This is a genomic window from Achromobacter pulmonis, from assembly GCF_021733725.1.
Classification (GTDB): Bacteria; Pseudomonadota; Gammaproteobacteria; order Burkholderiales; family Burkholderiaceae_B; genus Achromobacter; species Achromobacter pulmonis.
Genome location: NZ_JAIFOT010000001.1, coordinates 3,465,934 through 3,488,757, shown reverse-complemented (window position 1 = coordinate 3,488,757; position 22,824 = coordinate 3,465,934). Strand labels below are relative to the sequence as shown.

The following is a 22,824-nucleotide window of genomic DNA, read 5'->3' as shown; positions in this document are numbered from 1 at the left end:
GTCGCCCAGGATGACGTCGTCACCGGCGCCGCCGCTGAGGGGCGGCTTGGCGCCCGTGCCGCTGCTGTCGTTGTCGCCGGCGATGAATGCGTTGGTCTTGATGACGAAGTTGTACTCGCCGGAAGTGTCGCGGCCGCCATCGGCGGTGCCGCCGTTGTCGCGCACCTTGAAGCCGAAAGAGGCGTTCTGACCCGTTGCCGACGGCGTGTAGACCAGCTTGCCCGCGGCGAGGTCCGCGGCCTGGACCACGGTGTTCGCGGTGATCGGCCGGCCGTTCAGCGCCAGCGCGCCGTCGACGGGCAGGCGCGTGATGATGACGCTGTCGAGCGAATTGCCTTCGGCGCCATCGTTGAAGTTGAACTCGGCGGCGGTGAAGGTGTGGCGGCCTCCCTCGGTCACGCTGGCGGCACTGTCGGCTGCCACCGGCGCGTCGTTGGCGCCGTTGATGGTGATGGTGACCTTGCCGCTGGTGCCGTCGGCGGTGGTGACCGTGAACACTTCCGTCAGGTGATCCTTGGCGCCCAATTGCTGGACGGCCTGGGCGTCGTTGTCGAGCTTGAAGCTCCAGTTGCCGTGGGCGTCGATCGAGAACTTGCCGTACTGGCCCTGGTGGTCGGTCTGCGGCGTGAAACTGGCCTGACCAGCGTCTTTGTCCGTGACGTCGAGCTTGCCATTGGCCGTGTAGACCTTGTCTTCCTGCACGGTGCCGGCGTCATCGCCCGGCTTGCTCGGGGTGATGATGGCGGTGTCGCGGGTGCCGGTGATTTCGATGGTGATGGTTTCGGTGGCGGTGCCGCCATGGCCATCATCCACCGTGACGGTGAGGGTGTCGGTGACCTTCTGGCCATCGGTCAGCGCCTGGACCTTGTCGCTGACGTTGTCCAGCGTGTAGGTCCACTTGCCGCCGCCGTCCACGGTGAACGAGCCGTACTGGCCCTTGCCGTCATTGCTGACGGTCCAGGTATGCGTGTCGCTGGCGTCGATGTCTGCCTTGTCCAGTTGACCGGACGCGGTCTGGGCGCCGTCTTCCCTGACGGCGCCGGTAACCGCACCGCTGAGGGTGGGTGCGTCGTTGGTGCCGTTGATGGTGATGGTGACCTGGCCGCTAGTGCCGTCGGCGGTGGTGACCGTGAAGACTTCCGTCAGGTGATCCTTGGCGCCCAGTTGCTGGATGGCCTGGGCGTTGTTGTCGAGCTTGAAGCGCCAGTTGCCGTTGGCGTCGATCGAGAACGTGCCGTACTGGCCCGCGAAGTCGGTCTGCGGACGGAACACGGCCTCGCCGGCATCCGGATCGATGACATCGAGCTTGCCGCTGGCGGTCAGCGTGGCGTCTTCCTTGACGGTGCCGGCGTCATCGCCCGGCTTGCTCGGGGTGATGACGGCGCCGTCGCTGGTGCCATCGACCGTGATGGCGATGACCTGCGTGGCTTTGCCGCCCTGCCCGTCGTCGACCGTCACGGTGATGCTGTCGGTCAGGTGTTCGCCGTCCTTGAGCGCCTTGACGTCCGTATTGGCGTTGTCGAGCTTGTAGGTCCAATTGCCATGCTGGTCGAGCGTGAAGCTGCCGTACTGGCCCTTGCCGTCGTTGTTCAGCGACCAGGTATGGGTGTCGTTGGTGTCGACGTCATGCTGGGTGAGCTGGCCGGTCAGCGCCTGGTTGCTGCCTTCCTGGATCTTGCCGGTGGCCGTGCCGGTGATGGTCGGGGCGTCGTTGGTGCCAGTGATTTCGACGGTGATGGTTTCGGTGGCGGTGCCGCCATGGCCGTCGTCCACCGTGACGGTGAGGGTGTCGGTGACCTGCTGGCCTTCTGCCAGCGCCTGGACCTTGGCACTCTCGTTGTCCAGCTCGAACTTCCAGTTGCCGTTCTGCTCGACGGTGAAGGTGCCGTACTGGCCCTTGCCATCGTTGCCGACGGTCCAGGTGTGCGTGTCGCGGGTGTCGATGTCGCCGACGTCGAGCTTGCCGGTGGCGGTGACGGTGCCGGTGTCGTCCTCGGTCACGGCGCCGTCGGTCTTGCCGCTGAGTTCGGGCTTGTCGTTGGTGCCGTCGATGGTGACGGTGACGGTGCTCTGGGTGCCGTCGGCGGTGGTGACGGTGAAGGTCTCGGTGAGCTTCTCGCCCACGGCCAGGGCCTGGACCTTGGGATCGGTGTTGTCGAGCGTGTAGGTCCAGTTGCCGTTGGCGTCGATCGAGAACGAGCCGTGCTCGCCCTTGGCGTCGGTCTGGGCATTGAAGGTGGCCTCGCCGGCATCCTTGTCGGTGACCTCCAGCTTGCCATTGGCCGTGTAGACCTTGTCTTCCTGCACGGTGCCGGCGTCATCGCCCGGCTTGCTCGGGGTGATGATGGCGGTATCGCGGGTGCCGGTGATTTCGACGGTGATGGTTTCGGTGGCGGTGCCGCCATGGCCATCGTCCACCGTGACGGTGAGGGTGTCGGTGACGGTCTCGCCATCCTTGAGGGCCTGGACCTTGTCGCTGCCATTGTCCAGCGTGTAGGTCCACTTGCCGCTGCCGTCCACGGTGAACGAGCCGTACTGGCCCTTGCCGTCATTGCTGACGGTCCAGGTATGCGTGTCGCTGGCGTCGATGTCTGCCTTGTCCAGTTGACCGGACGCGGTCTGGGCGCCGTCTTCCCTGACGGCGCCGGTAACCGCACCGCTGAGGGTGGGTGCGTCGTTGGTGCCGTTGATGGTGATGGTGACCTGGCCGCTAGTGCCGTCGGCGGTGGTGACCGTGAAGACTTCCGTCAGGTGATCCTTGGCGCCCAGTTGCTGGACGGCCTGGGCGTTGTTGTCGAGCTTGAAGCGCCAGTTGCCATTGGCGTCGATCGAGAACGTGCCGTACTGGCCCGCGAAGTCGGTCTGCGGACGGAACACGGCCTCGCCGGCATCCGGATCGATGACATCGAGCTTGCCGCTGGCGGTCAGCGTGGCGTCTTCCTCGACGGTGCCGGCGTCATCGCCCGGCTTGCTCGGGGTGATGACGGCGCCGTCGCTGGTGCCATCGACCGTGATGGCGATGACCTGCGTGGCCTTGCCGCCCTGCCCGTCGTCGACCGTCACGGTGATGCTGTCGGTCAGGTGTTCGCCGTCCTTGAGCGCCTTGACGTCCGTATTGGCGTTGTCGAGCTTGTAGGTCCAATTGCCATGCTGGTCGAGCGTGAAGCTGCCGTACTGGCCCTTGCCGTCGTTGTTCAGCGACCAGGTATGGGTGTCGTTGGTGTCGACGTCATGCTGGGTGAGCTGGCCGGTCAGCGCCTGGGTGCTGCCTTCCTGGATCTTGCCGGTGGCCGTGCCGGTGATGGTCGGGGCGTCGTTGGTGCCGGTGATTTCGACGGTGATGGTTTCGGTGGCGGTGCCGCCATGGCCGTCGTCCACCGTGACGGTGAAGGTGTCGGTGACCTGCTGGCCTTCTGCCAGCGCCTGGACCTTGGCACTCTCGTTGTCCAGCTCAAACTTCCAGTTGCCGTTCTGCTCGACGGTGAAGGTGCCGTACTGGCCCTTGCCATCGTTGCCGACGGTCCAGGTGTGCGTGTCGCGGGTGTCGATGTCGCTGACGTCGAGCTTGCCGGTGGCGGTGGCGGTGTCGGTGTCGTCCTCGGTCACGGCGCCATCGGTCTTGCCGCTGAGTTCAGGCTTGTCGTTGGTGCCGTCGATGGTGACGGTGATGGTGCTCTGGGTGCCGTCGGCGGTGGTGACGGTGATGGTCTCGGTCAGCGTCTCGCCCACGGCCAGCGACTGCACGCGCGCGTCGGCCTGGTTCAGGTTGTAGACCCAGTTGCCGTTGGCGTCGATCGAGAACGTGCCGTAGACACCGGGGCGGTCGGCCACGGCCACGAAGGAGGACTGGCCGTCGTCGGCGTCGACCACGTTGAGCTTGCCGTTGGCGGTGGACTTCTCGTCCTCGACCACGGTGCCGGCATCGTCGCCCGGTTGGGCCGGGGTGATCTGGGCCGGGTCGTTGACGCCGACCACGGTCACTTCGACGGTGGCGGTGGACGTCGCGCCGCTCGGGTCGGTGACGACGTAGGGAATCGTGGTGGTGGTGGTCTGGCCTGCGGGCAGGTTCTGGAAGTTGTTGCCGGGCACGAAGGTGTAGCTGCCGTCCGGCAGCACGGTGAAGGTGCCGCCATTGGAGCCGGTGACGCTGACGCCGCCCGAGGTCATGGGACGGTCGCCGACCGACACCAGGGTCAGGGGATCGCCGTCAGGATCGCTGTCGTTGGTCAGCAGGTTGCCGCGCACGACGCTCTTCTCGTCGGTGCGGGCGTCGTCGTTGACGGCCAGCGGCGCGTTGTTGGTGTCGCCCGCGGCGGCGTCGCCGGCGCCCGTGCCGCTGGCGGCGCGATCGATCGTGTCGGCGCCACGGCCCGGGTTGGGGTAGGCCAGATCCAGCGGGCGGGTGGTTTCCAGGATGCGGGCCAGGCGCACGAAACTGCCGCCGCCATCATCGCCGCTGCCGCCCGTCAGGGTCGCGGCGGTCGGGTCCAGCACTTCGAACGGGTCCTGGCCGGCTTGCAGGGCCGCCAGCAGGCGGTCGGAGTCGGTGCCCTTGGGCGGGGTCACCGCCGCTTCAGTCGGGTCGGCCAGCGGGCCGGCCATGTCACCGGTGACGGCGACTTCTCGCCCTTCGCCGATCACGATCGGCATGCCGTTCTCCACCTGCAGCGCCACGCTGGCGCCCGAGGCCGTGACGATGTCGCTGCCGGCGGGCACATTGCTGCCCTGATGCAACTCGGTCAGGGACCCGTCGCTGTTGCGTATCCACGCGCGACCGGTGATTTCAGTGACGACTGCGGGGGAGGAGTTGGCCATGTTTATTTCCGATTCAGGGAGAAGCCCCAAGGGCTCGCGGCGAAAACGCTGCCGCACAGTGATGCGGTTGAAAAGACTGTGTCAAAAGGCGTATGGGGTTCGTCCATGCCTGGAACAGGCGTCCTGACTCCCACCAGACGAACGCTAGGTGAATAAGTTGTGCGCGGCCAGGAACATGATGAGCTCGTGATCATTGGAAGTCCCCAGCTTGCGCATGGCCGACACTTTCTGCGCGCTGATGGTCTTGACGCTGCGCTGCTGCTTTTTGGCGATCTGGCTGACGCTCAACCCGGAGAACAGTTCCCGCAGCACCTCCAACTCTTTCCGCGTCAAGTTGCTGAGGACGTCGACACTGGCGTCCTGGTCTTGCACCTGAACACCGGGTTGGGGGGCCGAGCGCTGGACGGCTTGCAGGGTTCTGTCGATCGATCCGCTCAGGTCGTCAAGACTGCCCGTCTTCACAAGCACGGCCGATACGCCCAATTTGTATAGGCTCGCCGCGATTGATGCCGATGAAATCACGGTAAGCACGACGATCCCGATCTCGGGAAAAGTCCTTCTCAGATAGGCGATCATCCGCAGACCGTCGGCCAATCGCCCAGAGCCCGGCATGTTGTAGTCGGTAATGACGACATCCGGTCGAACCTCGGATATCAGGTCGACCAATTCATCCGACGAGCGCGCCTCCCCCAGGATCTGGTAGTTCGGAAATCGCGAGAGGGCGTAACGAACGCCGGCGGTCGCGATCGGATGATCGTCGGCGAGTACGATGGTTGCGCTTTTCATTGATGTCCCCCGGATATCACGATCTTTCGATCACGACGTCTTCTCCTGCAACCGACCGAGCATCGTCTCCAGCATGCCGACGGCGGCATATACGCGCTCGATGTCTTTCTCGTCTAGAGGTATTCCTGTCTCCAGCCGCTCTTCCAGTTCCTGCCAGCTCAACGCCATCTTTTCCTGGTCCGCCATCACCAGACCGCCACGTATCCGATGCACAGCAGCCTGCAGGCCGGTCTCGCCCGCCGCATCCAAACAGTGGTGAATAACCTTCAGGTCAGCCTCCATGGCGGATTGGAAGATTCCATGCAGGAAACGCGGCATTTCCTCGTCGATATAGCGGGGCCCGGGGGCGTCCAAGGGCGCAACCCGCGCCGCCTTGGCGCCACGAGGCAGCCGGGCCACGACGGTATGCAATAGACATTCCTGCAAAGTTCGAAGCGATATGGGTTTGACCAGCCAAGCGTCGACCCCCGAATACTCGGCCGCGCGTCCCAGATGCACCTGGGCGTTGGCGGTGACGCATATGATCGGTTTGTCCATTCCCTCCTGACGAAGGCGGCCGATCAGCTCCGGGCCGCCCAGGCCTGGCATGTTGACATCTGTCAGGAGCACGTCGAATTTGTCCGCGTCCCAGGCCTTGAGCGCGCTGACGCCGTCGCCACGGATCACAACCGAACAGCCCAGCGACTTGAGCTGCCGCCTCAACACCTCTCTGTTGATGGGGCTGTCTTCGGCGAGCAGTACCCGCAACCCCGTGCTCCTCAGAAGCTGGGTCGGTAATGAAGGCGCATCCATCAAGCTGGGCTGCGCGCCGGCTACCGCGGTTCCTGGCGAAGGGCGGCTCTCCTGCCTATCATCCATCACCATCGACAACGCCTGCGCCAGCGCCGCGAGAGAGAGACTGCACACGCAGACCACATCGGCCAGCCATTGCGGTTGCAAAGGCCCGCGCTCCGTCGCGACGATTTGCCGGCCCGACCAATGCAACGGCGTCATCAACTCGGGCGATACGTTCAAGAGCACCCTCTCCTGCCCCTGCGTCGCTTCGAAGTCCTCGCCGTCGCACTGCACGCCCCAACGTTCCAGCCATTGACGGTAATGGCGCCTGAGTTCCACCGTGGGCGCGCGAACGACCACGCTCACCTTTGGCGGCTCGAATGCAGGGGCCACCGCGATGCTGTCATCGACCCTGGGCAACTCCAGGCTGACCGAGAAAGTGCTGCCATCGCCCAGCTTGCTGGCCACCTCCATGCCGCCGCCCATCAGATCAACCAGGCTTTTGCAGATCGCCAGGCCCAGGCCGGTTCCACAAGCCATGCCCGGCTCGGCGCGCACTTGGAAAAAAGGCTCGAACAGCCGCGCCTGATCCTGGCTCGATATACCGATGCCGCTATCGGAAACCCGCCAGATCAACTTCGTACGGCCGGCGGCTTCCGCTTCCGCATCCAGACTGATCCGGACGCGGCCGATCTCGGTAAATTTGATGGCATTGCTGAGCAGATTGTTCAGCACTTGGCGGACACGATCGGCATCTCCGAACACCGTTCGTGGCACGTCAGGACTGATGACGCAATGCAGCGAAAGCGCCTTGTTGACCGCCGTCGCGGTATAGCCCTGCGCGACCATTTCGGTCAGTTCGACGGGCGAAAACGCGGCTTCGTCCAGCTCGATGACGCCGGACTCGATCTTCGACATATCCAGGACGTCGCCGATGATCCGCAGCAAGATGCCGGCCGAGCGTTGCGTGGTGTCCAGATACCCCTTCTGCTCGGGGGAAAGACGCGTCTCGGACAGCAGTTCCAGCGTGCCCAGCACGCCGTACAGCGGCGTGCGGATCTCATGGCTCATCATTGCCAGGAATGCGGATTTCGCGGCACTTGACTGATCAGCCACCCGCTTCTCCCATTCCAGGGACTCCTGGGCCTTGACGTGCGCGCTGATGTCCGAGAGCGTACACAGAAGCGCGTCATGGTCCTCGTAGCGAGCATGGGCAAAGCAGCCAGAGAAATGGCGATTCCCGATGCGCAACGCGACGGTCTGCATGCCCGTCCCCTTCGCCCCGTAGCTAGCTACCCAGTTGCGCGCCAGATGCTGCACATTATCGTCGTCGCCCAACCATGCTTTGGCAAGTGCGTTCACCTTCAAGGGCTTGCCCGTCCGGCGATCCACCACACACATGGCGACCTGCGCGACTTCGATGACCCCCCGGGCGAATTCCTCGCTTTCGATGGTGCGCCGCCGTTGCTCGACCGCGGGCAAGTAATGGCGCTTGAAGTACCACCATGAAAACAGATAGACCGCCATGCAGCCGACCGCCAGGAACAGGCTCAGCACGACCAGCTGCGGATATAGCTCGCGCAATATATTCAAGTAAGAGAGCTGGTATTTTATTTTCCAGCCGTCTTTGCTCGTAAATTCGACGATGCAGGAATCCCGCAAGAATCCGATGCCCGCCAAAAGCGGACGGGCTTGCGGAATGTTCGTGGTCAGCAACTCCCCCTCGGGCGAGTAAACCTCGTAAGACGACGGCATATGCCCGTGACCGCCTACGACATGGGGAAACTGCGGCATATCGTTGAAACTCAAGGACGCCGAGACCCACCAATCACCTTGCACAAAAGAGCGCTTCTCGTTGACTTTGGCAAATGCAATCAACCCCTGGCGCTCGCCCTCGCCGCCAAGCCCACTCCAGAAAACCACCTGGTTCGCGTTCTTTCGTCTCGAACGCATGATCTGGGCCAGTTTGTCGTCGGCATAGGCACAAGCACGCCGCGAGCTTGGCGCATCGCCGATGAAAGGCAAGTCGCAGCCGAAAGCGGTGCGCCTGCCTTCCTTCAAGTCGAGCAGATTTATCGGCAACCGGTCGACCTCGAACCTGGTCAGGCGTGAGAGGAGGCGGACCAGAACCAAGCTCGACAACGCGGAGACCGCCTCAGCTTCATCGAGATCGCTCTCCTCGCTACCCAATGACCGGAAAGTCAATTGGTAGGACAAACCCGTCACCACATTAGTGACGGAATATGCTTGCAGCGCGGAATCGATCTGGTGGCGCTGACGCGCCAGCTTCAATGGGTACATCGTCAGCGGAAGATGATCGAATTCCTCGATATCCGCAGCCCAGAGGAGCGCATCCTGCAAGGCAAGAATGTCGCCCATAATGTATTGAAAATGCTGCTGCATTTCCTCTTTTTCGATGCTGACTTCCCTATCGATCGTCCAATAGAAAAGTGCCATCGTCACGGCAATGAGGCAGGCAGCCAGTAGCGCCAAGCTCTGCACCCAGCGATTCGTAAAGGTCGACATGAGTTATTGAAGCGGGCCACTGACGAGCGGCAGCGCCCTCTCCTGAAGTAAAAGAAATAACCGGAATTGAAACCAGCGAAACCTAGGGTGCGCGCCTCATCGAGACACCGAGGGCGCTGGCAGCGCGGTCAGTGCCTTATGGACCACCGGCACCCGGCAACCATCGTCGAGAAAGCCCCGGCGCAAGCGGTGGCTCATCAATTCACGGTCCATCGCCTCGGCAACATAAGTGCCTTGCACGGCGGTACAGTCCAGGCGCCGCAACACCGCCAGCTGCTCGGCGGTCTCGACCCCTTCGGCAACGATGACGATTCCCAACCTTCGGCCGAGAGCAATGGCGCTTTCAAGAATCGCCTTTACCTTGTCGTCACTCACACAGCCCTGTATCAGGGATCGATCTATTTTCAATTCGGTGAAGGGCACCGACAGCAAGTTATAAATCGAGCTATACCCCTGACCAAAATCGTCCTGCGCCAGCTTGAATCCCATCATCCGCAAGCGGCAAGCGCCTGCGTGAAAATCGCTCAGGTTGCTGGTGGTGGTACCTTCGGTCAGTTCGAAACAAATGCTCTGCGATCGCCCACCGGCCGCATGAACCATGGCCAAAAGCCGATCCGGCAACGATCGATCATCCAGCAAATGGGTCGGCAGGTTTATCGAAACGGGTACCGAATACCCCTGCAGCAGCCATGCATTCTGCGCCTGAACCGAAACCTGAATGATGCGGCTCAAGAGATTCTCGTCAAGTCCATGCAGGCTCACCCACGGCAGGAACTCGCCCGGTAACAGCACCGCACCATCATCCTGCACCCATCTTGCCAGCGCCTCGACGCCACAGATGGAATTGTCGATCAAAGCCAGCTTCGGCTGAAACCAGGCCTGGATCTGCCCGTTCTCGAGCGCGTTCAGCAAGGAGTATTTATCCTTGCGGGCGTCGCCATTGCCGGACGCCTGACGACTGTGAGGATATTGAAGCTGCCGCAGCATGTTGTCGACATCCCCTGCCGACAGCGGCTTACAGACCTGCCCGATGACACGCACCCCCAGCAGCTTGGCCACGAGACAGGCACTGGCCAGCAATCTCTTGGGCGATGCGCTGACCAAGGCAACGGCAGGAGGATGCCGGAACTCGGCCAGGCTCTGTATCAATTGCACGCCGTCCACGCCGGCCATCATCAGGTCGGTGACAACCAGATCAAAGCGGCGCACCCTCAATTTCCGCAGCGCGTCCCAACCATTGGCCGCGGTATCGACGTGACCGGCGCTCGCTTCGCGCGCCAGGTGTGCCATATATTCGCGCTGAAACGCGTGATCATCGACGATAAGTATGTTCAACGAAGACATTGATTTTGACGATCATCGCATTACGAGGACTATCGGAAACTATTGAGGAATATGTCGGCGCCCCCACCCAAACGTTCGGGTCGCAGTGGGATTAGTCTAAGTGAAGAAATTACAGATTTGTTTCAGACAAATCTCAAATGTCAGCCACGTCGGCCGCGTGTCCTGCGGCCCGGCACTTCGGCGCACACAATGCGCTGGCAACGCTACCACGCCCATGCAACGCAAAGCGGCGACTTTTCATTTATTGACGTTGTTCGGCGCTGCAGTCTGACGCCGGCGCCGGAAAGTGTTGCGTGGCCCCATCGATTGGGTCATCCACGCAGGCCGGCTCGCGACCTCCCGCGATATTCACTGCGGTCCGGCATCGATTTTAGATTCGTCTTATTTTTTTTACCTTTGCGCATTGATACGCTGTCTCCATTAGCACTGGAACCGCCGCGGCCTCGCCACCGAATCCGATCTGGTCACCGATGATCGCGGCGCTGCCCGCCATCCGCTCGCCAACGTGAGCCCGAGATGCGCAGGCCGCCAGTGCTGCAAGCAGCCGGTCACGCCGCGTTTCGCAAACCTCTCCTCGCATTGACCCGAACGCAATGTTCGCGGGCCATCAGGTCTTCTGGCGACCCGCGCTTCCCTCTTCTACCCGCGCCCCCCTTCCCGACGGAGACCACACCGTGAAAGCGCATTTCCCCCTTCGCCGCAGCCGACGCCAGAACGCTTTCGCGCCCCTGCGCCTGCTTGGGCGCGACGCGGACCGCCACCGGACCCGCTACCTGCTGGCGTTGTCGTTCCTGGCCAGCCTCGCCACGGAGCGCGCCCATGCCGCGAATGCGTGCGGCCCCGCCGCCGCGGCGCCCCACTATCTCGTGCAGTGCAACGACATCACCCTGAACCCCTACGCGAGCGGCATCAGTTACAACATGGCAGAGGGCTTGGACCTGCGTATCGGTCCAGGAATCACGATCGTACCCGCCCCCGATACCTTGATCTATGGCGTCGCGGCTTCTACCTCCGGCACCCAGGACATATCGGTCACCTTGGCGCGCGGCGCCCGCATCCGGACCGAGGGCATGGACGCGGCCGGCATTCTGGCAACCGGCGCAGGCAATGTGTCCGTCGTGTCGGCCGGCGCCATCGTCACTCGCGATGCCACGCCGCCCACATTCGATTCCAGCGGTCCCTACGGCATCGTTGCCGACAGCGACGGCGATGCCGGTTCGCTGCGTATACGGCTGCTGACGACGGCATCCGTGTTGACCGACGGCGAGGCCGGGGCCGCCGTCTATGCGATCAACGATTCCACCGGCGCCGCCACGGTGGACGTCAGCGGGTCGATCGAAACCCTGGGCCTGAATTCCGACGGCGTGTTGCTTTTCAACCGCAACAATGCCAACAACGCGCCGGCCTCCGTCACGCTTTCGCCCTTGGCGCGCGTCAGGACGCGCGCAAACCAATCGAATGGCGCATGGATCCTGAACTACGGCACGGGCACCACTTTTCTGGCGTCCAGCGGCGTGGTGCAGACCTCCGGCGACTCATCCAACGGCTTTCACCTGCAAGCCAGCGCCGGCAATGCCTCTGTCATGCACCTCGAACTGGGCAACGGCGCGCGAGTGATCACCGAAGGCGATACCGCCGTCGGCGTCGCGCTGTCGCATGAAGGCACGGGCGACATCCGGGTTCATCTGGATCGAGACACCGCGCTTCTCACTTCCGGCATGCTTTCACACGGCCTGAACGCGGAAGGAAACGGCGCTGTGTTGCTGAGTCAACGCGCGGACTCGACTGTCACGACGTCCGGCGCGCAAGCCATCGGCGTGCTGTTGATAGGCGGCCCTTCGGTCAATGCGGCCGTGGGCGGAACGGTCCGCGCGCAGGGTCGGCACGCCACCGGCGTCGCCCTGCTGGCCCGGGCCGGCGGGGTCCATCTGGCGGTGGCGCCCGGGGCATCGATCGAAGGAGGCTGGCAGGCCGATGTGGCCGGCAGAGATGCGCCGCTCGGCCAGCCCAGTGCCGGCGTCATCCTGGGCGGCGCGACCGCGAGCACTCTGGAGAACGCCGGCGCCATCGGCGCCCAATCCGACCGGGCCATCTTCGACGAGGGCCGCATTGATGGCAAGGCGGGCTACCTGTCTGTCCTGAACACGGGGCGACTGACGGGCTTTGTCGAACTTGCCGCCGACGGGAGCAACCGGTTTACCAATGCACCGGGAGGGGTTTGGGAGGTGCGCCATTTCGCCGACACCGACGGCAACGGCGTACGCGACACCCATCGCGTGGCCATCTCCGACTTCGGCGCGCCGACCAGCCGCTTCGATAACGCCCCGGGTGCAACGGTACGGCTGGCGCCCGTGGCGCCCGCCCTGGTGAAGGATACCGCCGGCTATTACGTGCCAGGCAGCCCCCCGGCCGCGGCGCGCGTCGATACGCCGCAGCCGCCGTCGGTTCGTCCAGGCGTTGCCCAAGGCCAGTTCGTCAACCTTGGCGCCTTCGTGCATGCCGGTGTCCTGGATCTGCGCGGCGCCACGGCCGGCAACTCGCTGGTCATGACGTCCCGGCCGACGGCAAACGGCCCGGCGGGCACGGGCATGTTCGTGTCCGAGGGCGGCACACTGCTCGTCAATGCGGCCTTTGGCGCGGAGGGTAGTACCGGCGTCGCGGACGTGCTGGCGGTGGATGGAACTCGGCGGGGCCAGGCGGCAACGACCATCGTGGTCGACCGTCGGGAAGGGCCCGGCATGGCGACTGCCGACAACGGCATTCTGGTCGTCGACGTGCGCAACCCCGCCGCGTCGGACGCTAACGCCTTCACACTGCAAGGCGACTACGTGCGTGAAGGCCGGCCATTCATCATTCGCGGCGCCCGCGCCTACGGGCTCTATTTCAACGGGGTCGGTCAAGCCGATCGCGACGGCCGCTGGTATCTGCGCGACACAGCGGTGGCGCCTACCGTGCCCGTGTATTCGAGCTATCCATTGGCGCTGCAGGCATTGATCGACCTGCCCACGCTGCGGCAACGAGCGAGCCAAGGCGGCGCTCCCTGGCCGGACGCCGCCAACTCGGCGGCACGGCCGGATTTCAATTCGCACCCGACCGCCAACGGCTCGGTATGGATGCGGACCAAGGCAGGCCACGCCAGGCAACAGCTCGATCTCTCAAATGGCAAAGCGACCGCCGATGCCGATTTGTACGTGCTGCAAGTGGGGCGGGACTGGACGCTGTCAAGCACACCACGAAACCTGGTGCAGGGTGGCTTGAATCTCCAGTATGGTCACGTCAGCAGCCAAGTCCGCTCCCCCGAGGGAAGCGGCCGTGTGCGTGCCTCCGGCTACGGCGCCGGGGCAACACTGACCTGGTACTCCGCGCGAGGCTTCTATACCGACTTGCAGGCGCAGCTTGTCAGAACCGAAGGCGACATCCATTCCGCGACGACGGGCTCGCCGCTCATCAAGAACAACCGAGGGCTGGGCCACGCCGCGAGCATCGAGGCAGGGATGCCGCTCGCGCTGACGCCGCATTGGCGCATCACGCCGCAGGCACAGTTGCTGTACTCGAAAATCCGTTTCGACCCGTTCACCGATCCTTACGGCGCCAGGGTGGCCAGCACCCAGGGCAAGGACACGCGGCTGCGGCTCGGTCTGGACCTGGCGTATCGACCGGACGGCTCAGACACGCACTCGCCGCAGCGCGGCCTGGCCTATCACGGCGGGCTGAATCTGTACCAGACGCTGCGCGGTTCCAAGACTGTCGGGATCACCAATGAACAGTTTTCCTCCGCCGTGGAACGCACCTTGGCGGGCCTGGACATCGGCGTCCATTACACACGCGACGACCGCATCTCGGCCTATGCTGAAATCTCGGCGCAAACCGGCTTGGATCGCCCTGGCGCGAACTATGCATTGAGCGGGCGGCTCGGGCTGCGAATGCTATGGTGAAGGCACAAGCTTCGCACTCCGGGCCGTCCAAGCGCACCGACTGCAAGCCGTAGCCCGCCGCATCGAACAGCCCCGGCATCACCGCCACGAAATCGCCCGTCTGCACCAAGCGGGCTCGATGGCGCCCAAAAGCAAAGGGCCGAATCCAATGTTTCAAAGGATTCGGCCCCGCACTCTACCCAATTGCTCACATTCCAGCGAGCACGTGGGCTACTAAATCGTCTTGATCATCGTCGCAGTCGGGCCTTTTTGCCCCTGGCCGGCAACGAATGACACTCGCTGGTTCTCTTCAAGAGATTTGTGACCATCACCCTGAATCTCAGAGTAATGCGCGAAGAGGTCTTTGCCACCCAGCTCCGGCATGATAAAGCCGAAGCCCTTGTCGTTGTTGAACCACTTCACAATACCAGTTTCAATTTTCAATGTAAGTCCTTGATGTTCAGGGAAAAGTACTCCCAGGGGCACTATGGACCCTTCCTCAGCATAAAGATACCGCTGTTACGCAAAGACACATTCATCGCCACGGACGGCATGCCGCGGCACGATGGGCCCGACACCCTGCACGACCTCGACGCCGCCCATGCCCTAGGCGAGACACCACCCAGCCGACTCATCACGTTTGTCGTGGAAGTAGTCCCACTCCGCTCCACATTCGGAGCAGACAAACGCCTCATGGCTCGCGCCGCTGCGGGCGGTGGCAAGACTGCGGACATAGCCAAGGCTGATCAGCCCGGCGTGCCCCTCGGCACCCCGCTTGTGCTGAATGATCCCGCAGCAGTCCGCGCACAGCGACATGTCTCCGCCTTTCAATTTTCTTTCAGCAGAGATCCTACAAAATGAAACCTAGGTTGAGGCTCACGAATCCTCACCCGGTCATCTGCCCGCGCACGCGGCGCGGCCGGATAGGCCTCTGGGACCGTCCGGCAACCCTTGTCGAAGCGTCACCGCGCCGCGGGCCCCATCATTTCAAGAAACCCGTGGAAATCCACGGCACCGCGGCCACGATCACGATCCCGACCGCAATCGAGCAAAGATAGCCCGCAATAGGCCGGATGCCGGCTTCAGGGGCGACTCGGCCAATTGCGCATGCCGCGTAATAGCCCACGCCGAAGGGGGGCGCGAAGAGGCCTATACCCATGGACAGGATGACGACCATCGCGTAGTGCACTTCGTGGATACCCATCTGGTGCGCGATCGGAAACAGCAGCGGGCCGAACAGCACGATGGCCGGAATGCCCTCCAGCACGCTGCCCAGCACCACGAAGGCGACGATGGACACGGCCATGAAGGTGGTCGCGCCGCCGGGCAACCCTCCCATGACGCCAGCCAGTTGGGTGGAGAATCCCGATTGGGTCAGCGCCCAGGCCATGCTGGTGGCGGTGCCGATGATCAGCAGTATGGCGCCGGACAGGCAGGCCGTGTCGACCAGCATCGGCAACAGGCGTTTGGGGTCGAAGCAGCGGTAGATCAATAGCCCCACCAGCGTGGCGTAGACGATGCCGATGGTGGAGACTTCGGTCGCGGTGGCGATCCCTTCGATCACGGCGGCGCGGATCACGAAGGGTAGCGCCAGCGCAGGCAAGGCCACCCACAGCGCGTGGGCAATCTGGCGGCCGGTGGCTTTGCGGACGCCGCTGAGATCTTCCCGGCGATTGCGCCACCAGACGACGAGACAGAGCATCACGCCCAGCACCAGGCCCGGCAGCAGGCCGCCGGTGAACAGCGCCGTGATCGACACGCCCGTGACCGACCCTATGGTGATCAGCACCAGGCTGGGCGGCACGGTTTCGGTTTGAGCGCCGGTGGCGGACAGCAGTGCGACCAGATTGCCTTCGTCGGCGCCGCGCTTGCGCATCTCGGGAAACAGCACGGGTGCGACCGCTGCCATGTCGGCCGCCTTGGCGCCGGATATGCCGGACACCACATACATGGCACCAATCAGCACGTAGGAAAGGCCGCCGCGGACATGGCCCAGCAAGCTTGCCAGAAAGGCCACCATGCGTTGCGCCATTCCCGTCATTTCGATCAGCACGCCCAGGAAGACGAAAAGCGGCACGGCCAACAGGATCAGGTGGGACATGCCTTCATCCATGCGCCCCACCACGACCATCATGGGCAGGTCGGTGGTCAGCGACAGGTACCCGAAGGTGGCCAGTCCGAAGGCAAAGGCAATCGGCACGCCCGCGAACACGGTGGCGGCGACCACGCCGACGAAGAAGATCAGCAGGTTCAAATTGCCCAGGCCGGCCAGCACGGGCTGCAGCGCGGCCATGGCGGCCACCACGCCGCCCACCAGCAATATCGCCAACCCGGTGGTGCGCCACTGCGCCTTTTCGACCAGGCGCAGCAACGCAATCAGCAGCATCAGTGCGCAGCCCACGGGCAGTGCCGCCGCTCGCCAGGCGTTGGGGATTTCCATGGCGGCGGTCGTGACGTAGCGCTCTTCGGAGGCGTATTCAAAGCCGGGGGCTTGCAGCATCAGCAGGAACGCCAGCGCGGCGGCGATGGATACCATGTCCAGCACTGCCCGGGTAGAGGGCGATGCCTTGTTGACCAGCGCAGCCATGCGCATGTGTTCGCCGCGGCGGAACGCGACCACCGCGCCCAGCATGGCCAGCCACAGGAACAGGATGGAGGCCAGTTCGTCGGACCAGACCAGCGGCGTGTGCAGCACATAGCGCGCGACGACGCCCGAGAACAGAATGACGATCTCGGCGACCACCAGGATGGCCGCCGGGATTTCGACCAGGTGTCCCAGCATGCGGTCCAGCGCGGCGGCCCAAGGCCGGCTGACTGCCGCGGGCGCCCCCGCGTCGGTCAACACGTCCCCGACGTGGGTCATTGCCACTCTCATGACAGGCTCCCGACGGATTGCTCCAGCAGGCCCCAGGCCTTTTCGCCGTACTTTTCTTTCCAACCGCTATAGAAGCCGGCCTTGCGCAGGACCGCGCGGATGGGTTCCGGCTCTGGCGTATTGAACGCCAGTCCTTGTTCCGCCAGCTTGGTTTGCAGCTGGTTGTTCAGCGCCAGAACGTCGGCGCGTTCAGCCATGCCGGCCGCATTGATGTGTTTGGCGACGACTTCACGGATGTCGGCGGGCAGCTTTTCCCAGGCGCGGCGGTTGCCAAGGAACCAAAAGCCATCCCACATGTGGTTGGTCATCGAGCAGTACTTCTGCACTTCGTAGATCTTGGCGGTCTGAATGATGGCCAGGGGATTCTCCTGGGCGTCCACCACACGGGTCTGCAGCGCGGAATAGGTTTCGTTGAAGTTGATGCTGGCGGGCGAGGAACCCAGGGCCTTGAACATTGAAGTCCAGAGCGGGCTGACGGGCACGCGGATTTTCAGGTCGCGGAAGTCGTCCGGGCCGTTGATGGCGCGGTTGCTGGTCGTAATCTGCCGAAAGCCGTTGTCCCAAATATGGTCCATGACGAACAGGCCCTTGCCGTTGATTTCCTTGCGGATGTGCGCGCCCAGGTCGCCATCCATCGCCTTCCAGACGCTGGCGTAGTCGGGAAACGCAAAGCCGACGCCGCTGATGGAGGCGGTGGGCACCAGGGTCGACAGGATCAGGCCCGACAGCGTGAAGAACTCGACAGCGCCGGCGCGCAGCTGGCTCAGGGTGTCGGTGTCGGATCCCAGCTGGCTGCTGGGGAACACGGCCAGCTCGAAGCGCCCGCCGGTGTCCCTGAGGATGTTCTGCGCGGCCTCGGTGGCGCGCAGGTTCATCGGATGCGAGGGCGGCAGGTTGTTGGCGTACTTGTAGCGGAACTGTGGCGCCGCCAGCGTCCGTTGGAACGGCGCCAGGGCCAGCAACGCGCCGCCTCCCGCGGCGCGCATGAGGTTGCGTCGAGTCGTGTTCATGCTGTCTCCTTGGTTATGAGATCCGGCCGCCATCGAGGACGGCCGGATAAAGCGCCTTGCCAGGCCTATTGCTTTATCTTTGCATGCGGTCCATTATATGGACCATATCAATACCCTTAAATTTATTTAATCACACTGATTCACTAGCGTAAATCAATAAAACTGGTGCAGAATGAAAAAACAAAATCAATCACATGGTCCACTAAATGGACCTAATAATGAAACAGGCGGAGATGTGACGGAGACCTCATCCCAGGTCGGAGGCGCTCAGGCGATTTCGCGCGCCATGCTGGTGCTGCGCGCGGTGTCGCGCACCCGCGGCGAAGGCGCGGGCCTGTTGGCGTTGACGCGCGACACGGGCATGAGCAAGCCCACCGTGCACCGCCTGCTGGCCGCCCTGGCCGCCGAGGGCATGGTCGAGCAGGACCCGGCCAATCGCCGCTACTTCCTCGGCCCCGAATGCCATGTGCTGGGCAACATCGCCAGCGAGCGTTTCGGCATCAACCGCCTGGCCGCGCCGGTGGTGGCGCGGCTGGCGCACGAATGCGGCGATTCCGCCTTTTTCTCGCTGCGCCGCGATGTGTTCGCGGTCTGCGTGTTGCGCGAGGACGGCGACTACCCACTCAAGACCCATGTGCTGCTGCCGGGCGACCGCCACCCGCTGGGCATCGGCGCCGGCAGCCTCGCCATCCTGGCGGCGCTGCCCGATGACGAGGTCGAGGCCTGCCTGCAGGCCAATGCCGCCCTGATCGAGCGGCGCTATCCGCATTATTCGGTGCCGCTGATCCGCACGCTGGTCGACGAGGTGCGCGAGCAGGGCTACGCCGTGAACCGCGGCCTGGTGGTGCCCGGTTCGTGGGGCATCGGCATGCCGCTGCGCGACGAGCAAGGCCATGTGCTGGGCGCGCTCAGCATCGCTGCGGTCGAATCGCGCATGGACGAGGAAAGACAGTTCCAGCTGGCCAAGCTGTTGTCACGCGAGGCCAAACGCCTGCTCGCGCAGGCCAACCCGGCAGGCCGCGAGGCGCGGGCGCGCCCGCCGGCCGCCAAGCCCCGGTCCTGATCCGCCAAGCCGGCAGGGACGGGGCTGCCAACAGAGGAGACAGCAATGAGCAAGCGTGCCGTCATCGTGGGGTGGTCGCACATCCCATTCGGCAAACTCGACGACCCCGACACCGAAAGCCTGATGGCGCGCGTGTCCGGCGCCGCGCTGGATCATGCAGGCGTGAGCCCCGAGGCCGTCGACGGCATCTATGCCGGCGTCATGAACAGCGGATTCCAGAAGCAGGATTTCCAGGCGGCGCTGGTGGCGCTGGCCGACCCGTCGCTGGCCCACGTGCCGGCGACGCGACTGGAGAACGCCTGCGCCACCGGGTCGGCCGCGCTGTACGCGGCCATGGATTTCATCGAGGCGGGGCGCGGCCGCGTGGCGCTGGTGGTGGGAGCCGAGAAGATGACCGCTCGCTCCACCGAGGACACGGGCGACATCCTGCTCAATGCCAGCTACCGCAAGGAAGAGGCCACGCTGCCAGGCGGCTTTGCCGGCGTGTTCAGCCGCATCGCCACGGCCTATTTCGAGCGCCACGGCGACCACGGCGAGGCGCTGGCCCGCATCGCCGCCAAAAACCACGCCAATGCGTTGGACAACCCCTACGCGCAGATCCGCAAGGACCTGGGCTTCGAGTTCTGCAATACCGTTTCCGATAGAAACCCTTATGTGGCGGCGCCGCTGCGGCGCACCGATTGCTCGCCCATCTCCGACGGCGCGGCGGCGCTGGTGCTAGCCGACGCGGAAACGGCGGCGGGCCTGCGGCGCGCCATCGGCTTTCGGGCGCGCCGCCACGTTAATGACTTCCTGCCGCTGAGCCGGCGCGATCCGATCGCCTTCGAGGGTGCGGCGCGAGCCTGGCGCGAGGCGCTGGCCGATGCCGGCGCGACCCTGGACGACCTGAGCCTGGTGGAAACGCACGACTGCTTCACCATCGCCGAACTGATCGAATACGAGGCCATGGGCCTGGCGCCGCGCGGCCACGGCGCGCGGGCATTGCGGGAAGGCTGGGTGCAGAAGGGCGGGCGCCTGCCCATCAACCCCTCGGGCGGGCTCAAGGCCAAGGGGCATCCAGTGGGCGCCACCGGGGTGTCGCAGCACGTCATGGCGTGCCTGCAACTGGCCGGCGAGGCTGGCGCCATGCAGGTGCCGGACGCGACACTAGCCGGCGTCTTCAACATGGGCGGCGCGGCCGTGGCCAACTACGTCAGCATCCTGGAGCGCGTCAAATGAGCGGCCCACAGGAGCAGGCGCTGGCGCCGCCGGGAGGCGTCGCGCCAGTCTCGCGGCGGGTGATGAACCTGGGCCACTTCCTGGTGCAGGCCGCGCGCCGCCACCCCCTGCAGCCGGCCCTGATCTGCGGTGACACCCGCTACAGTTGGCGTGAACTCGATGCGCGGACGGCGGCGCTGGCGCAGGCGCTTGCGGACCGCGGCATCGGCAAGGGGGACCGCGTGCTGGTGCATTCGCGCAATTGCTTCGAGTTTGTCGAAACACTGTTTGCCACGTTGCGACTGGGGGCGGTGTGGGTGCCGACCAATTTTCGAATTTCTCCCGACGAAGCCGTGTATCTGGCTCGAACCTCTGGCGCCAAGGCATTCCTGTGCCATGGCGACTATCCCGGGCATGCCGCCGCGGTGATGGAGGCCGTGCCGCACTTGTCGCTAGTGGCGCGGCTGGGACCGGGCGACTTTCCCGCGCTGGATGCGGCCGACCTGATCAAGGCGCGGCTAGGCGCGACACAGGTTTGCGCCGATGTGGATCACGATGACCCCTGCTGGTTCTTCTTCACTTCCGGCACGACCGGACACCCCAAGGCGGCGGTGTTGACTCATGGGCAGATGGCCTTCGTCATTACCAACCATTTGTGCGACCTCATGCCCGGCACCACCGAGCGTGACGTGAGCCTGGTGGTGGCGCCCCTGTCGCACGGCGCCGGCATCCACTTCCTGACCCAGGTGGCGCGGGCCGCCTGCACCGTCCTGCCGGCTGGCGCGCGCTTCGATGCCGACGAGATCTGGCAGCTGGTCGAGCGGCACGGCGTGACCAATATGTTTACCGTGCCCACCATCGTGAAGATGTTGGTCGAACATCCTTCCGTGGACGCCTGGGACCACCGCAGCCTACGGTACGTCGTCTATGCCGGCGCGCCGATGTATCGCGTGGATCAGAGGCGGGCGCTGGAAAAGCTGGGTCCGGTGCTGGTGCAGTATTTCGGGCTGGGCGAGGTCACCGGCAACATTACGGTGCTGCCGCCCGCGTTGCACGACCCCACGGATGGCCCAGGCGCGCGCGTGGGCACCTGCGGCTACGCGCGTACCGGCATGCAGATCAGCATCCAGGACGATACGGGCCGGTCATTGGCGGCGGGCGAAACGGGTGAAATCTGCGTATGCGGCCCGGCGGTATTTGCAGGGTATTACGCCAACCCGCAAGCCAATGCGAAGGCGTTTCGCAATGGCTGGTTTCGCACCGGGGACCTGGGCTGCATGGATGAAGAGGGGTTTCTCTACATCACCGGCCGGCAGTCCGATATGTACATCTCGGGCGGCTCAAACATCTACCCGCGAGAGGTAGAGGAGAAGGTGCTGGCGCATCCCGCGATTGCCGAAGCCGCAGTGCTGGGCGTGCCGGATCAGACCTGGGGAGAAGTCGGTGTGATGGTCTGCGTGCTGCGCGCGGGCCATGCGCTGAGCGAGGAAGAATTGATGGACTGGATAACACCTCGCGTGGCGCGCTACAAACTGCCGCGCCAGATCTTCTTCTGGGATGCCCTGCCGCGTTCGGGCTACGGCAAGATCACCAAGAAGCTGGTGCGCGATGCCCTCTATGAACGCGGCTGCCTGACCGAGGCCACCGAAGCCGAGCGCTAGTCACCTTGACCGGCAGCGCAGACTGCCGCGCAATTCGCCGCGCGGCGGCAACACAACCACTACACCAATGAACGAGGAGGCTGGATCATGGAGATGACGCAAGAGGCAATCCTGGTGACGGGCGGCGCGTCCGGCATCGGGCTGGCGGTCGCGCGCGGCCTGCTGGACGCAGGGCGATGTGTGCTGGTGGCGGATGTTTCCCAGGAGCGGCTGGACGCTATGCGCGACCTGGCGCCGGCCGACCAATTGGGTCGCGTGCGTATGGATGTATCGGACGAGGCGCAGGTAGTGGATGCGCTGGAGCGGCTGGAACTGGACTTCGGCCCGATATCGGGCCTGGTCAATTCCGCCGGCATCGGGCGCGATCTTCCGTTCCTGGACACCGACACCGCCTTGCTGCGGCGCATCATGGAAGTGAATCTGATCGGCTCTTTCGTCGTGGCGCGAGAGGCCGCCCGGCGGATGCGGGAACGACGGCGCGGGTCCATCGTCAATATCGCGTCGGTGTCAGGCATACGCGGCAATGCGGGGCGCGCCGCGTATGGCGCATCCAAGGGGGCTGTCGTGACCTTGACCCGCGTGATGGCGGTGGAGCTGGCGGCCTATGGCATCCGGGTCAACGCCGTGGCGCCTGGCCCGATCGAAACACCGCTGGTCGGGCAGATGCACACCGCCGAAGCCCGCCAGGCCTGGCAGCAGGTAGTGCCCCAGCACCGGTATGCCGCACCCGAAGAGCTCAACGGCACCATCGGATGGTTGCTTGATGAGTCCAAGTCCAGCTATGTTACCGGGCAGATTATCTGCGTGGATGGAGGGTTCACGGCCGCAGGCATGTTGCCCGCCATGCACTGAGTTTGTC

General features: G+C 64.2%; 12 protein-coding genes and 1 pseudogene. 6 read left to right on the top strand and 7 right to left on the bottom strand.

All coding sequences use genetic code 11. From position 1 onward, the window contains the following. Positions 1–282: 282 nt before the first annotated feature. The 4 genes and pseudogenes from K2W61_RS16175 to K2W61_RS16160 form a co-directional block, all read right to left on the bottom strand. A pseudogene (locus tag K2W61_RS16175) lies at positions 283–4,815 on the bottom strand (retention module-containing protein); the annotation flags it as partial. A 144-nt stretch (positions 4,816–4,959) separates the two neighbouring features. Next, positions 4,960–5,601 (bottom strand): response regulator, encoded by a 642-nt coding sequence (locus K2W61_RS16170; RefSeq protein WP_175134329.1) that lies wholly within the window; start codon positions 5,599–5,601, stop codon positions 4,960–4,962. A 30-nt stretch (positions 5,602–5,631) separates the two neighbouring features. After that, complete coding sequence (locus tag K2W61_RS16165; RefSeq protein WP_236756052.1) at positions 5,632–8,901, bottom strand: ATP-binding protein; 3,270 nt, start codon at positions 8,899–8,901, stop codon at positions 5,632–5,634. Between the two features lie 96 nt (positions 8,902–8,997). Then, positions 8,998–10,245, bottom strand: a complete 1,248-nt coding sequence (locus tag K2W61_RS16160; protein WP_175134331.1) for an EAL domain-containing response regulator — start codon at positions 10,243–10,245, stop codon at positions 8,998–9,000. Positions 10,246–10,919: 674 nt separating this feature from the next. On the opposite strand from K2W61_RS16160, the gene K2W61_RS27820 reads away from it, so the two are divergent. Continuing rightward, positions 10,920–14,180 (top strand): autotransporter family protein, encoded by a 3,261-nt coding sequence (locus K2W61_RS27820; RefSeq protein WP_236756050.1) that lies wholly within the window; start codon positions 10,920–10,922, stop codon positions 14,178–14,180. A 213-nt stretch (positions 14,181–14,393) separates the two neighbouring features. Here K2W61_RS27820 and K2W61_RS16150 read toward each other — a convergent pair whose 3' ends face one another. Then, the gene (locus K2W61_RS16150; RefSeq protein ID WP_236757002.1) at positions 14,394–14,546 is read right to left on the bottom strand and encodes a cold shock domain-containing protein; all 153 of its coding nucleotides are present in this window, start codon (positions 14,544–14,546) and stop codon (positions 14,394–14,396) included. On the opposite strand from K2W61_RS16150, the gene K2W61_RS27815 reads away from it, so the two are divergent. Further along, positions 14,481–15,020, top strand: a complete 540-nt coding sequence (locus K2W61_RS27815; RefSeq protein WP_236757102.1) for a hypothetical protein — start codon at positions 14,481–14,483, stop codon at positions 15,018–15,020. The two genes, K2W61_RS16150 and K2W61_RS27815, sit on opposite strands and share 66 nt — an antisense overlap. 121 nt (positions 15,021–15,141) lie before the next feature. On the opposite strand, the gene K2W61_RS16140 is transcribed toward K2W61_RS27815, so the two are convergent. Beyond that, the gene (locus K2W61_RS16140; protein WP_236756049.1) at positions 15,142–17,022 is read right to left on the bottom strand and encodes a TRAP transporter large permease; all 1,881 of its coding nucleotides are present in this window, start codon (positions 17,020–17,022) and stop codon (positions 15,142–15,144) included. 8 nt (positions 17,023–17,030) lie between these two features. After that, the gene (locus K2W61_RS16135) at positions 17,031–18,044 is read right to left on the bottom strand and encodes a TRAP transporter substrate-binding protein (RefSeq protein WP_175134334.1); all 1,014 of its coding nucleotides are present in this window, start codon (positions 18,042–18,044) and stop codon (positions 17,031–17,033) included. Positions 18,045–18,279: 235 nt separating this feature from the next. Between K2W61_RS16135 and K2W61_RS16130 the strand changes: the two genes are divergently transcribed. From K2W61_RS16130 to K2W61_RS16115, 4 genes are all read left to right on the top strand, one after another. Beyond that, on the top strand, positions 18,280–19,107 hold the full coding sequence (locus tag K2W61_RS16130) for an IclR family transcriptional regulator (protein ID WP_236756048.1): 828 nt from the start codon (positions 18,280–18,282) through the stop codon (positions 19,105–19,107). 45 nt (positions 19,108–19,152) lie between these two features. Beyond that, positions 19,153–20,325 carry an acetyl-CoA acetyltransferase gene (locus tag K2W61_RS16125; RefSeq protein WP_175141409.1) on the top strand — a complete coding sequence of 391 codons (1,173 nt, stop codon included), beginning with the start codon at positions 19,153–19,155 and terminating at the stop codon, positions 20,323–20,325. Next, entirely contained in the window at positions 20,322–21,965 is a 1,644-nt protein-coding gene (locus K2W61_RS16120) for an acyl-CoA synthetase (RefSeq protein ID WP_236756047.1), read from the top strand. The genes K2W61_RS16125 and K2W61_RS16120 overlap by 4 nt, the downstream gene beginning before the upstream one ends. Before the next feature lie 87 nt (positions 21,966–22,052). After that, positions 22,053–22,817 carry an SDR family NAD(P)-dependent oxidoreductase gene (locus K2W61_RS16115; RefSeq protein WP_175134338.1) on the top strand — a complete coding sequence of 255 codons (765 nt, stop codon included), beginning with the start codon at positions 22,053–22,055 and terminating at the stop codon, positions 22,815–22,817. The last annotated feature ends 7 nt before the right edge of the window (positions 22,818–22,824 follow it).